The sequence below is a fragment of the Echinicola soli genome, assembly GCF_006575665.1.
In the GTDB taxonomy this organism is placed as follows: Bacteria; Bacteroidota; Bacteroidia; order Cytophagales; family Cyclobacteriaceae; genus Echinicola; species Echinicola soli.
Genome location: NZ_CP041253.1, coordinates 3,283,539 through 3,296,731, shown reverse-complemented (window position 1 = coordinate 3,296,731; position 13,193 = coordinate 3,283,539). Strand labels below are relative to the sequence as shown.

10 protein-coding genes are annotated in these 13,193 nt (G+C 45.7%); 4 read left to right on the top strand and 6 right to left on the bottom strand.

Features of this window, described 5'->3' with window-relative positions:
- Window positions 1–268: 268 nt before the first annotated feature.
- The 6 genes from FKX85_RS13055 to FKX85_RS13030 form a co-directional block, all read right to left on the bottom strand.
- The gene (locus FKX85_RS13055) at window positions 269–1,354 is read right to left on the bottom strand and encodes a sialidase family protein (protein ID WP_168196264.1); all 1,086 of its coding nucleotides are present in this window, start codon (window positions 1,352–1,354) and stop codon (window positions 269–271) included.
- 35 nt (window positions 1,355–1,389) lie between these two features.
- Window positions 1,390–2,556 carry a cellulase family glycosylhydrolase gene (locus FKX85_RS13050; protein ID WP_394345018.1) on the bottom strand — a complete coding sequence of 389 codons (1,167 nt, stop codon included), beginning with the start codon at window positions 2,554–2,556 and terminating at the stop codon, window positions 1,390–1,392.
- Window positions 2,557–2,733: 177 nt separating this feature from the next.
- On the bottom strand, window positions 2,734–3,747 hold the full coding sequence (locus tag FKX85_RS13045) for a glycoside hydrolase family 43 protein (RefSeq protein ID WP_141615144.1): 1,014 nt from the start codon (window positions 3,745–3,747) through the stop codon (window positions 2,734–2,736).
- Window positions 3,748–4,042: 295 nt separating this feature from the next.
- Window positions 4,043–5,623 carry a family 43 glycosylhydrolase gene (locus tag FKX85_RS13040; protein ID WP_141615143.1) on the bottom strand — a complete coding sequence of 527 codons (1,581 nt, stop codon included), beginning with the start codon at window positions 5,621–5,623 and terminating at the stop codon, window positions 4,043–4,045.
- Window positions 5,624–5,679: 56 nt separating this feature from the next.
- Window positions 5,680–5,829 carry a hypothetical protein gene (locus FKX85_RS13035; protein ID WP_210416856.1) on the bottom strand — a complete coding sequence of 50 codons (150 nt, stop codon included), beginning with the start codon at window positions 5,827–5,829 and terminating at the stop codon, window positions 5,680–5,682.
- A gap of 629 nt (window positions 5,830–6,458) precedes the next feature.
- The gene (locus FKX85_RS13030; protein WP_229239620.1) at window positions 6,459–7,457 is read right to left on the bottom strand and encodes a family 43 glycosylhydrolase; all 999 of its coding nucleotides are present in this window, start codon (window positions 7,455–7,457) and stop codon (window positions 6,459–6,461) included.
- Between the two features lie 322 nt (window positions 7,458–7,779).
- On the opposite strand from FKX85_RS13030, the gene FKX85_RS13025 reads away from it, so the two are divergent.
- The 4 genes from FKX85_RS13025 to FKX85_RS13010 all read left to right on the top strand — a co-directional run bounded on the left by FKX85_RS13025 (window position 7,780) and on the right by FKX85_RS13010 (window position 13,117).
- Window positions 7,780–8,694, top strand: a complete 915-nt coding sequence (locus tag FKX85_RS13025; protein WP_141615141.1) for a LuxR C-terminal-related transcriptional regulator — start codon at window positions 7,780–7,782, stop codon at window positions 8,692–8,694.
- 106 nt (window positions 8,695–8,800) lie between these two features.
- On the top strand, window positions 8,801–9,367 hold the full coding sequence (locus FKX85_RS13020) for an NADPH-dependent FMN reductase (RefSeq protein WP_141615140.1): 567 nt from the start codon (window positions 8,801–8,803) through the stop codon (window positions 9,365–9,367).
- A gap of 621 nt (window positions 9,368–9,988) precedes the next feature.
- Window positions 9,989–10,984: a glycosyltransferase family 2 protein gene (locus tag FKX85_RS13015; RefSeq protein ID WP_141615139.1), complete on the top strand. Its 996-nt coding sequence runs from the start codon at window positions 9,989–9,991 to the stop codon at window positions 10,982–10,984.
- A gap of 306 nt (window positions 10,985–11,290) precedes the next feature.
- Window positions 11,291–13,117, top strand: coding sequence for an ABC transporter ATP-binding protein (locus FKX85_RS13010; RefSeq protein ID WP_141615138.1), 1,827 nt, complete (start codon window positions 11,291–11,293; stop codon window positions 13,115–13,117).
- Window positions 13,118–13,193: the final 76 nt, after the last annotated feature.

Genomic DNA, 13,193 nt, shown 5'->3' with positions numbered 1-13,193 from the left:
ATCCCTAAAATGCCCCTAAATCCCCTAAAGGGGAGCTTTAGGGGATTTAGGGGTGTAAACAGTTGAGTTTTTTCAATTTGATGATTGTTTTCCCGGACGCCAGTAACTGTTTTTAATAGAATTGTATAAATCGAAAATCAGGTTAAAAAAACAGTATCCCTGATCCTTTTCGGTAAGTTAATACATCACTCTAACCGCAGATGATCGGGATGAGCAAGGATGAATTAATTGTTTATCCGTAGTTATACCAAGGTCAAATCAAGCCTTATCATTTTTTCACCATTTCTCCCATAATCATCCATACCTCCGTCTGATCAGTTTCAGAATATCCATTGGTACTGGTCAGTGCCACGATCCTCCCATCCTCCAAGACAGTAAGGCTGTTCCAGTGTCCGGTTTTACCTTTTGCCAAATCAAAGGGCCAAGTGACATTAGTGAAGTTTTGGGCGCCTTCATCTCCAATAGCAACGGCCATCTGTGCATCTTCCAATCGATCACCCCATTGGAAAGACAGGAAAGTAAGGCCATTGGATGCTTTGGCCAGATAGGGTGCTCCGGCATAGTCCTTCTCAGGCAGGCTGTCGGCCATGGCATAGCTTCGAGCTGATGAGTTCCCTGCTATCTCCTCATCCCATTCCGTTCCGTCATTGAAAAGAATATAGGGCTTAAAAGGTCCGTGACCATTATCCTCAATGGCCACCGCGATACGCTCCTCCTTTTCTAGCCAAACAGGTACCGGCATACCATCTCTGGCACCCTTTCTAAAACTCACTGTCTTGGGTATTTTACTCCAGGTGGTGCCACTGTCGGTGGAACTTACCATAGCGATCCGCTGCTCATTGGAATGGGTAAATATGCCTTCATCAGCAAAGTAAAGCTGTATATCGCCATCTGGAAGCTGAAGGAATACAGGCTCCCAGCAGCCATCACCAAAGCTAGTCCCCGCTTCATATACGAGCTGGTCATCTTGCCATGTAGTTCCATTGTCCGTGCTTCTTACCGTCCGGATCCCAAAGTGCTTGTCCTTGGCATTTCTCCTTGGCCGCGGATTATAGCCCAGCAGCACATCTCCATTCCCCAAAACCGTAAAATCAGGCACCGCCATCCCTACTTCAGGCGCTGCAGCTGCCACGAGTATTGGCTCTTGCCATCCTTTTCCGGTACGGACTCTAAAAAAAATATTGCCGCCTGCCTCGTACGCAAAACCCAGACTTCCATCTGCTAATTCGCGGCATCGGGCATAGCCTGCATAGTGATCGCCATCCCCTGAAACTTTCTCTAACGTAGATTGATTCCAGCGAATCGTATAATCTTTTGGGGATGGGGGACTTCCTGCTCCAAAGCAGGAAGTCATATACATTAATATACTCAAAACCCACATGTCCCTTATCATCTTCCAGTCAAAGACTTGATCAAATCAGTTTCGGATTTTTTATAGGGTGTACCATCCGTGTGAAACACTTCATGAAACCAAAGGTCTGGCTCTGCAGTATATTCCTTCTCCCAGCTGTCCCAGGGATATTTGGTCTGGGTCTTTCCATCTACCAATCCCCAATTGAACATTGCAATATTTTCTTCTTTGGCAATAGGCAGAAAGCCTTCGAAGGTACTGCCATTTGGCCGGGCCATGTATTCGGTACAGAGCATCGGACGGTCATACCGCTTCAGCCAATCGATACGTTTTTGGAATTCTTCTGGTGAATCGTAATTGTGAAATGAAATGATATCCGAAAGGTGAAGCTGTGCCAGCTGGATCGGTGTCATCACTTCTTCCGAAGACCAATCCCCTAGCCAAACACCAGAAGTAAGGGGCTGTGAAGGATTTTGTGACCTGGCCCAAGCGAAGGCATCCTTCATTAAAGGCAATACATAATCCACTTTGTTTGGATGCTCTTTATCCCTGTAGGAAACGCCTGTGTCATTGTCCGGCTCATTCCAGATATCCCAACCCAAAATGCGGTCATCATCAGCAAACCTACCGACCACCGCTTTGACATATTTTTCCAGTCTAGGGTATTGTGTACTGTCTTCCAGTGCATAATAGCCAGGACTTTGCACCCACCCAGAGTTGTGTACATGCGGCTTGGGATCACGTTGCTCCCCTGCTTCCACAAATGGATCCCAGCAGGAATCAAAGAATACAAACAATGGCTTCATCCCGTGTTTGTCCATGATTTCCAGCATTTTTTCCATTCGGTCCAAAAAGCCATCAGGGTCTTGCTGATATGCCAAGTCATGAAGATACACCCGCATGGTGTTCATGCCAATCTCTTCCGCCCAGCCCAGTTCTTTATCGATCAATTCCGGCGAAAAAGTATCCTCCTGCCACATTTCCAACTGATTGATGGAATTACTTGGATTAAAATTGGCTCCAACCAGCCAATCTTGTGCTGCATACCAAGCATTGGCTTTTTCCTTACTCCATCTCTCCCCTTCAGCCTCCGAGACAGTTTCCTGAGCGATTTCTTCCTTTTCTTCTGTTTGTTTCTGGCCTCCACAACTCAGCAGCAAAGCTGCCAAACCAACCGAGGCGATAAGGTTTATAGATTTTTTCATCATATTCAATTTTAAATTGGACTAAGGATTTTCCTATCGAACCATAAACGTCATTGCCAACAAAACGAAGGCACAGTAAAGCCATCTCGTGTATCGAAGAAAAGATTGCTTCGTTCCCAATAGCTATCCTGACAGGCTATACTTCCTCGCAATGGCGTTAGGTGTTTGAAATCGAGGCTATTTCAGCGGATCAGCAGCCACTCCATCAAAAGTGATTTTCACTGGCTTGATCTTCCCGTTTTCATCAAATTCCATCTTATCGATACAGGTTACCCGGTGATTATGGTGGGTCTCAGTAAGTGGCCTTCTGTGGTAAACGATGTAGTAATCCTCCTCTCCCGGGGCATGCAACACAGAATGGTGCCCTGCTCCAGTGGCTACTTCAGGATCTTGCTGGAGTATTTTTCCTTCCCGCTTAAACGGTCCAAACGGACTATCTGCAATGGCATAGGCCACCGAATAATCCGGTCCACCCCAGCCACCTTCAGACCACATGAAATAATATTTACCATCACGGATAAACATGAATGGGCCTTCCACATAGCTATCCGGTGTCACTTCTTTATACATTTCACCATCTTCAAATGGCACAATACCGGTAAAGTCATCGTTTAGCTTTACCACATTGCAGTGGCCCCATCCCCCGTAATACATGTAATATGCACCGTCCTGATCCTTAAAAATATACTGGTCAATCGGCTGGGCACCATTCACGATCTCATTGATAAGGGGTTCTCCAAGCAAATCCTTGAACGGCCCTTGTGGCTGATCTGCCACAGCCACGCCAATTCCGCCCACTTCACCTTCATGCACATCGTTGGCCGCAAAAAACAGGTAATATTTATCATCCTTGCTGATGACTCCCGGTGCCCACATGGCTTTTTCCGCCCATTTCACCTCTGCCGTATCAATAATACGTTCATGTTTAGTCCAGTTTACCAAGTCCTTGGAGGAAAAGGCATCCATAAAGACTTGCTTTTCATATACGTCCGAATAGGTAGGATATATCCAATAGGTATCATCGTAAATAATTCCTTCCGGATCGGCATACCAACCTTCTACAATCGGGTTTCCAGCACGTTTCACCTCTTCACTCTCTGTGGAAGTGGCAGTGCTATCATTTGATGTTTTGGACTGGCAGGCCACTGTTCCGGCCAATGCCAATGCCGTTATTGCTAAAGTAGTTTTCATTATGAAGTGGGTTTTATTGATATTTATTGAATACTATTCTTCTTATATAAAATCATCATTGCGAGCAAAGCAATCCCGGTTAGTTAAACGTTGCGAATGGAATGACGCAATCTCGTTTTCTTAATACGAGATTGCCACGTTCCCGATAGCTCGGGACAGGCTATACTTCCTCGCAACGTAAGGGAAACTGTTATTGCGAGCGAAGCAACAGCAGAGCGAAGCAATCTGTTGTTGAAAACAAGATTGCCGCCTCCCAAGCTCCCCGCCTATGGTGGATAGGGGCTCCTTCGGCTTATCAATTTGCTGTGATGGTAACCTGCTTATAATTCACATTTTGATCTACATTGCCTTTGGCAAAAATCCCCAATCGGTAGCCCATACCCCAAGGCACCAAATGAGCTGCGTCGTACTGCGTTCCTATGGTGGTCCATTCCGCACCATCCTGACTGAAACTAAACTTCAATATATGCCCTTCGGTCACATCCATTTTCAACTGCACCGGCACTTCGCTGGCCAATTTCTCCGTAACTTTCACCTCCAGCTTTTGGTCGCGGTTTTCGATCACCTGTACTTCTCCATCCTTCACCGCCAGGCCCATTCCAGCCACGGGCGCACCAAAACCGTTATTGGCACCCCCCACCAAAAGAATCCCTCCCATGGCATCACTTTTGGCAGGATCTATTGTCACTTCGATCGAATACTCAGGAGAAGTTGATTTCTGTACCAACAGGGTTCCCAGCTGCTCATTTTCCTCGGAGGCCGCCAAAAGGAGCCCTTGATCGCCAGTCGTATATTGGATATCCTGAGTTACCCGCCACTGCCAAATAGGATTTAAACTTGCGCTAAAATCATCCGTAAATGACAGTGAGGATTTTTCCAGATCATAGGTCGCCTTATTCTCAAAAACAGGCCAACCATCAGCTGTCCAATTGATTTTTTCCAGTACTCCTTCCCTTCCCACATAGACACTTCCCTCGGTACTGTAAGCATGATAGAGCAAATAATGTTCGCCACCATTTTTGACGACGGTTCCATGCCCTGCACATTTCCAATCCTCATTGTCCATCAGCACTGGATTCTTTTCATACTTTTCCCAAGGGCCCAACAGTTTTTTTGCCCTGGCCACACCTGCTCTGTAATTACAGGCTACATCGCAGCAAGCTCCGGCCGAATAGGTCGCATAGAAATAATCATTCTTCCGGAAAATGCTAATTCCTTCGATCAAGTGCATTTCCCACTCCTGGTCATTGCGAAACAATTCCTGGGGCTTTCCGAGCAGTTTGGTCCTTTCCTCATTGATTTCCTGTGCCCAAATGGGAGTAGGAAGTCCCCTGCTATTTCCATCTTCCTTCCAGGTCAAGAACAGTTTGCCATTTTCATCCCTGGCTTCATAGGCATCGATAGAGCCTGCCTCCTGGGCCACCAGCGGACCATGATCCGTAAATTCCCCTTCAGGGGAATCCGCACTGGCTACCGCCACACTCAATCGGTTGCTTTCTTTGTCCCTGGCCGTGTAATAAGCGTAAAATTTCCCTTGATTTTCATCATAGGCCAATTCAGGAGCCCAAAAATTATTTCTGGCCCATTCCGGTGCTCCATCAGGAAAGACGTAATTCACGATTTCCCAATTCACCAAATCAGCTGATTTGAAGATTGGAAAAAGGGGTGCCCATTCATTGGAGGTGGCAGAGGCGTAAAAATACTCCCCCACCTTTACTACCGTGGGGTCGGGATGGTCTCCCGGCAAAACGGGATTGACTATGGCCACATCCTCTGCTTCCTTATTTTTTTGACGATCTTCCTTGGCAGATTGACATGCTGAGGCTAGGAAAAAGGCCAACAAAATCCCAATCCACTTTGTATTCAGTTTTATCATTTCAATTTATTTTTTCTGACAATCCACTTTCGATCCGTTAAAAGCCCATAAAGTAATTATAAAGCCATTACCTCAGCATCCTTGGAAAATGGCCTGCCCGACCTGCTAGAATCGGCAAACATCATTTGCTGCGCCCATAATAACCCTATAGATGAACTGTCCAGCAGGGGGGCAAAGCCAAATTTCAGGATATTTGTTAGTTGCATGGTAAATATTGCGGAATTTCGTTGAGTAACTTTAAAGTGCCTGCACCCCACAAACTGCCGATGGAGCAGTTTGCGAAGCTAGGCTTACAACAGGTTTATAGGTTTATGCTTTTGTACTTTCCTGATTAGAGTTGACCGGATTAATCATTGGTTTTCATTGTCAAACATCGTAATAATTGGCCTTTATCTAGTCTAGTAGTGAGTAATAAGACTTAAGACAAAGTTTCCTGACTTGTCGGTACGTCATTGCGAACGCAGAGCAACGGAGTGAAGCAATCCCCTAGATAAAATTTTGAACCAATTCCTTCAAAACCTTCCCAAGCTTTTGCCCATTATTTGGTTATGACAGGGGCTGTGCCCAGGCAGGGACTCAATGTTTCTTAGTACCGGGGCAGAGAACCGGTACAACCACGTCTTAGCGTTGTCCCGCCGTCTCTGACGCGGGAGCACAAAGACTTTATCTCCCGACTCAACTTTATATTTTTGCTATCTGCATTTTTTCTTTGCTCTTTTCTCCAATCTACCCCACCTATCCTCCGAGCCGCAGCGGGGAGGGAGTGTTGTCTCATATCTCAAGTCTCACATCCCAATACTCATTACTTGATACTTACATCTTGATAGTTCTTACCTCACTTACCATCTGGCAGGTAAAAGTCAAATGGGTTGCTGCGGTCATCCTTAAGCGTTTCACCGTCAAAGATCAGTGGCGCTACCTGGATAGTGGTCCGGTGGTTTTCGTGAAACGTTTTATTTGGGTCAGTGACCGAATGGCTACTTCTGCCCGGATGTGTAAAATAGAACACAAAGGCTTTGTCCCCAAACACCAACACATCTCCATGCGCTCCGCTTGGCGTGTCATCTTCCCTCTCGGAAGGCTTGTCCAACACCAGTCCTTGCTTGGTCCAGTCTTTCAGATCATCAGAGCGGTACACCCGCATCCCGTGCCATTCATCGGTCAGCATCCAGTAGTAACCTTGGTATTCAAAAACCTTCGGCCCTTCATGGGCATCTCCACCGATAGCCGGCGCTTCTTTGGTTTCCCAATCCATCAAATCATCCGATTCAGAAACCATGGTGATGCCTCCAAGGCTATCATCCTTATACCAAATCCGGAATTTCCCATTGTCCATTTTAAAGATGGTCGCATCGATGATTTCATCAGAAGAAAGTGTCAATGGCCCTTGATGGCTCCAGTCCCATAGGTTTTCACTGGTATAATGGTGAATATGGCTCGCCCCTCCCCAGTGGCTACGGACACCTTGGATATAGGAAACAAACATATGGTATTGGCCATCATGGTATATTACTTCCGGTGCCCAAAAGGTATTCCAACCCCGTTCAAATTCCAGATTGAGATATCCCCTGAACACCCAAGTCTGCCCGTGATCCTTTGTAGAAGCTATGCCAATCTTGGTACCGTAATAGGCAGAAACATCCTGGGTGGGCATATTGGCCCTTCTGGTGGTATAAAGCATCCACCAGGATCTTTCCTGTCTGTTCCAAACCATCACCGGATCTGCTGCACCATCATAAATGGGATCCCTGTACATAGGGGCTGGAGCTTTACGTACTTGTCCGGCTTGCTGCTGTGCCGAGAGCTCCTGTCCAATGCCCAATAGGAAAGCCATCAGGCCAGTCACTAAAAAAAGATGGACTAAAATATTTTTATAAATGCATCGTCTCGGATTGGATGCCACTAAACAACTGGTCAGCATTTCACTTATTTTGGGTCAACGATTATAACCATGGAAATCATTGGCGGATTTCCAATGATCAAAAGTAGCCCAAACCCGATGAATTTATTAGTAGAAAAACGTCAGTTATTGGTAAATATCCATCTTGGAAGCAATAAAACCGTTTGATTGGTGGATTTGGAGAATACTAGATAATTGATACTCAATACTAATTCAATATTTTTATTTTTGGATTAATATTAGCGCTAAACTGACCATGGACGATAAAGAGTATTTTTCTCATCTTTATGAAATCGCAAAGCTTCTGAACAAGGAATTTTCATTACATGCTGTACTAACACAATCCCTGAAAAAGACCATAGAGCTGCTCCATTTGGATACCGGATGGATATGGCTAGTTCAAGCAGGGACTCAGAATGTTTACCTGGCCGCAAGTTATAACCTCCCTCCTGCACTGGCCCAGCACCCAGAACGACTTTCTGGCCAGTGTTTTTGCATTCAACGGTACCTTGCCGATGAACTGTCCACTGCCCAAAACATCAGTGAAATCACTTGTAGCAGATTGAAAAACATCGCTAGCGGTACTAGGGAACTAAAATTTCACGCTACCATTCCTATCATGATAGAAAAACAGAAAGTCGGGCTTATCAATTTGGTTAGCAGGACCTCACAGCGGTTAAATGACAAACAACTTTATATTTTAAATACCATAAGTGAACTCATTAGCACTGCTATCCTGCGGACATGGGAACAAGGCAGTTCCCCATCCTCCAAACCTTCGGGAGCCAGTTTTAAAGAAATACTTCAAAGGATTCTCCTTCCGCAATTATCCAGTCTTGAAGTATCACTGCATAACAATCACAATCCTATAGATCAATTAAGAGCGCTTCAAGAGCAATTCCAGATGATCCTTGCTGATCTTCCAAATGACCCACAAGAAGCTAACGCGCCCAGTGAATTTCACTATCCCACTTCACCTCTTACTGATCGGGAACTCGAAATTTTATCCTTGGTAAAATCCGGCTTGACCAACAAGCGCATCGCCGAGCAATTATTCATAAGCGAACGTACCGTGAAGTTTCATTTAACCTCCGTCTTTTCCAAGCTTTTTGCCAAAACACGTACCGAAGCTGTCCAAACTGCCATCAAGAGGGGATTTTTATTGGACTGACCTACCCCCTGTACCTTCGTACAGGTGAAAATCTGGACAAAAGTCTGTTTTAAAAGGACCTGATACTGTTGAATTTTGTATCAACATCAAACTTAACAACTGTATCATGAAAATCGCTATTTTACTCGGTGCCGTGAGGGCCGGAAGACAATCTTCAAAAGTTGGCCAATATGTAGCCAATACACTCGGGCAAAAAGACGTGGATGTAGAGGTTATAGACTTAGCCCGATCCAATCTGCCCATTTTTGGCACTGCTGAACCTGATGACGAAGGCACCAAATGGACCATTGACGGAGTTGGGAACCAACTGGACGAAGCAGACGCTATAATTTTCGTTACGCCAGAATATCACGGCAGCTTCTCCGGAGTGCTAAAAAATGCCCTGGATTATTACTGGAAAGAATTCCAGCGAAAGCCAATTGGCGTAGTGGCAGTTTCTGCCGGCAGAATGGCAGGCATTAATGCCTCCACCCAACTGCAACATGTCATCCTAAGCCTCGGAGGATACCCTCTTCCCCTAAAGCTCTTGGTTTCTGAAGTACACCATGCTTTTGACGAAACGGGAAAACTAGCAGACCCCAATGTGGAACGGCATACCGAAAAGTTCATTCAGGAATTCCTTTGGTTTTCTAAGGCAATTTCCCTGGTAAAAAAAGAGAACCTTCCTGTTTGAAATCAGCTTAAACCTAAAATTATAGAGACTGTGTCCCGGCATTTTGAATGTGGAGAAGGAAGCCAAAATTCATCCTGTGCCGGGCCACAGCCCTCGGTACAATTTCCCAATCAAGAAGCTGGTAACTAGATGAAAGTTTTGACCAATTCCTTTCAAACCCTCCCAAGCCTTTGCTCATTATTGGTTATGATGTGGGTTATGGTGCCCAGGCAGGGACTCAATGTTTCTGAGTACCGGGGCAGAGAACCGGTACAACCGCGTCTTAGTGTTGTCCCGTCGTCTCTGACACGGGAGCACAATGACTGAGTCTCCCTACTCAACCTTATAGGTTTTTACTATCTGCATTTTTACATTGCTATTTGCTCCAATCTACCCCACCTAACCTCCCTTGCAAGGAGAGGAACATGTACTCGTGTCTTTATTCTCAATACTCAAGTCTCAATACTAACATCTTCCTACTTGATACTCTTTTCTCTTGTCACCTGTCGTACTTCCTCCAATTAATATTATCTTTGGCTTTTTATGGTATTCAGCCAAAAGCTGAAAAATACGAAAGTGGCTGTCACATTGTATAACAACTTTTCGTACTGATACCATTAGCTTGAAAATTAACTGAACTTAATGCCGCAAAAAAGGAGCATTTCTGTTATAATCCCCAATTACAATGGCCGGCAATTGCTGGAAAGGTACCTTCCCGCTGCATTCAGGGCATTGGAAAAAGCAACTGTGCCTTTTGAGGTGATCGTGGTGGATGATGCTTCTTCTGACACCTCCGTGGAATTTGTCCGTAGCCATTATCCAGAAGTTGGATTATTGGTAAATTCCATAAATCAGGGTTTTTCTTTTACTTGCAACCAAGGGATCAAATCTTCTCAATACGAGTTGGTCATGCTGCTCAATTCCGACGTGTTGCTTGAAGATGATTACTTTGAGCATCTTTGGAGGTATTTTGAGCATCCGGACAGCTTTGGGGTGATGGGGCAGATCATCAATGACCAAGGCAAAACAGAAGATGCTGCCAGAATGATGGCCTTTCAAGGGGTGAAATTCAAGGCTACCCATTTCTACTACTGCAAGGATCCCGAAAAGTGGACGCCCACAGCCTACCTTTCCGGTGCCAATGCGTTGATCGACCGTAAAAAGCTGCTTGAGTTGGGCGGTTTCGATGAAATCTACTCTCCTTTCTATGTCGAAGATGTGGACCTCAGCCTTCGCGCTTGGCGCATGGGCTGGAAGTGCTATTATGACCATCGGGCCATCTGTCACCATGAAGTTTCTTCCACCACCAAAAAACATCATACCAAAAAGAAGCTCTATCCCGTTCTTTATAGAAACAAGTTTATCCTGCAGGCCATTCATTTGGATGGGATGAACCTATGGAAGTGGCGTTTCCAGCTGATCCTATTGGAAATATTGCCGCGAGTGCTGATCGGAAAATGGTGGATCGTTCGGGCTTTTGTCGCCTACAAAAACAAGAAACCTCAAATCAGACGCTCCAAGAATAAATTGAAAAAACTCATGCAAAAACATCAAGGACAAAAAAGCCTTTTTGACATCAAAAAAGACTTTTTTGATCCAGTAAAAGATTGGGAGAGCTTCTCCACCGGGGAGGATTGAAAGGTTAGGAGGTTAGAGGGCTGGAAGGTTGGAAGGTTGGAAGGTTGAATCGTTTAATTTATCCGTCATTGCGAACACAGCGGTAGCGGAGTGAAGCAATCCCGGCTAAGTTAAACGCCATTGTGAATGGAGTGAAGCAATCCCGTTTTCTTAATACCGGATTGCCACGTCGCAGGCTCCTCGCTATGACGTAGGAAAAACCGACGTACTTCATCGTAATGACGATGGCAAAAAATCAGTACCTTTGCAGGGAAATAAAGCTGTATGAATCCGGCGGAAAGCCGAAAAAACGTAGAATAAAAACAAGTGAAGACCTATTTTAGACTATTATCATTTGCCAAACCGATAGAGAAATTTGCCATTCCCTATCTGATTTTCACCTTGTTGGGAGTGATTTTCAATACGCTGAACCTGGCCTTACTGGCTCCCCTGCTCAGCACGTTGTTTAATACGAACGGGGCAGAAGCCGTAGTGAAACCTGAAAGCTGGACAGATGTTTTTGGTTACCTGAATTTTTATGCCAACGAGGTGAAGTTGGAATATGGGGGGCTGGGTGCACTGCAAATGGTCTGCGGTGTCATCATCCTTTCGGTCATGCTGGGTAACCTGTTCCGGTATTTCAGCCAGCTGGTCATGGAAAACCTCCGGATCCACACCCTGCTCAATCTTCGCAAAAGGGTCTTCGACAATGTCATGAACCTCCACGTCGGTTACTTCAGCAATCAGCGTAAAGGGGATATTATCTCCAAAATTTCCTCGGATGTGCAGGTAGTGCAGTTTTCAGTAACCGGCACACTGCAAGTGGTCTTCAAAGAACCGCTACAGCTGATTGCTTATATCTTTATGCTGTTTGCGATTTCATACAAACTGACCGTTTTTTCACTGCTGGTCATTCCGGTTTCAGCATTTGTCATCGCCCAGATCGTCAAGCGGCTTAAGTCTCAGGCCAGCCAGGCCCAGCATCTATACGGCGTCATGATCAGTTACCTGGATGAAGCCCTTTCAGGCATCAAGATCATCAAGGCCTTTAATGCCACCGAAATGATCAAGGACAGGTTTCATGATGAGAATGTAAAATATTCCTCACTGGGCAAAAAAATGGCCAAGAGGCAACAATTAAGCTCTCCGGTATCTGAATTTCTCGGGGTAACGATGGTTTCGGGCATTGTGCTGTATGGTGGCTCCCTGATCATCAATAACCAATCGGAGCTGAGCGCTTCGGACTTTATCGCCTATATCGCGCTTTTCAGCCAGGTCATGCGTCCGGCCAAGGCCCTGACCAATGCCTTTAGCTCCATCCATTCGGGCCTTGCTGCGGGCGAAAGGGTACTGGACCTGATCGATGAAAAACCCGCTATTGCTGACAAAAAAGATGCGATAACGATTGCTGACTTTACCGATAAAATCGAAATCAATGACCTTTCCTTCTCCTATCCCGGTCGCCCGGTACTAGAAGACATCAACCTCACCATTCCAAAGGGAAAAATGGTGGCCCTGGTAGGGCCTTCGGGAGGAGGAAAGTCCACCATGATGGACCTGATCCCGCGATTTATCGAACCGGACAAGGGACAGGTGCTGATCGATGGAAAAGATATCGCCCATGTCACGATGGATTCCCTTCGTAACATGATGGGCTTGGTAAATCAAGAATCGATTCTCTTTAATGATACCATCTTTAACAACATTGCTTTCGGCACACCGGACGCCACGGCTGAAGAAGTAGAAGCAGCCGCCAGGATTGCCAATGCGCATGAATTTATCATGCAAAGCGAGGATGGCTACCAATCCAATATGGGCGATAGAGGCCTGAAGCTCTCAGGAGGGCAAAAGCAACGCATCTGCATCGCCCGGGCAGTCTTAAAAAATCCACCGATCATGCTGCTGGATGAAGCGACCTCTGCCCTGGATACCGAATCCGAAAAGCTGGTGCAGGATGCCCTGAACAAGCTGATGAAAAACAGGACTTCCCTGGTCATCGCCCACCGGCTGAGCACCATCCAAAATGCCGATATCATCGTGGTCCTGGAAGAAGGCCGCATCATCGAGCAAGGCAACCACCAGGAACTGATGAGCCGGGAAGGCCTGTACAGTAAGCTGGTGAATATGCAGCAATTTAGTGAAATAGACAATTAACTTCTGCGAAGGTCAGTCCATTCCATAAAAGGCAAACCATACTTACTATAAATCAAATTAATATTTATATTGATCA

Bases quoted from the DNA above. Each gene is read 5' to 3' on its own strand.
- FKX85_RS13055 (WP_168196264.1), bottom strand. From the start codon at position 1,354: ATGACTTCCTGCTTTGGAGCAGGAAGTCCCCCATCCCCAAAAGATTAT.
- FKX85_RS13050 (WP_394345018.1), bottom strand. From the start codon at position 2,556: ATGAAAAAATCTATAAACCTTATCGCCTCGGTTGGTTTGGCAGCTTTG.
- FKX85_RS13045 (WP_141615144.1), bottom strand. From the start codon at position 3,747: ATGAAAACTACTTTAGCAATAACGGCATTGGCATTGGCCGGAACAGTG.
- FKX85_RS13040 (WP_141615143.1), bottom strand. From the start codon at position 5,623: ATGATAAAACTGAATACAAAGTGGATTGGGATTTTGTTGGCCTTTTTC.
- FKX85_RS13035 (WP_210416856.1), bottom strand. From the start codon at position 5,829: ATGCAACTAACAAATATCCTGAAATTTGGCTTTGCCCCCCTGCTGGAC.
- FKX85_RS13030 (WP_229239620.1), bottom strand. From the start codon at position 7,457: ATGGCTTTCCTATTGGGCATTGGACAGGAGCTCTCGGCACAGCAGCAA.
- FKX85_RS13025 (WP_141615141.1), top strand. From the start codon at position 7,780: ATGGACGATAAAGAGTATTTTTCTCATCTTTATGAAATCGCAAAGCTT.
- FKX85_RS13020 (WP_141615140.1), top strand. From the start codon at position 8,801: ATGAAAATCGCTATTTTACTCGGTGCCGTGAGGGCCGGAAGACAATCT.
- FKX85_RS13015 (WP_141615139.1), top strand. From the start codon at position 9,989: ATGCCGCAAAAAAGGAGCATTTCTGTTATAATCCCCAATTACAATGGC.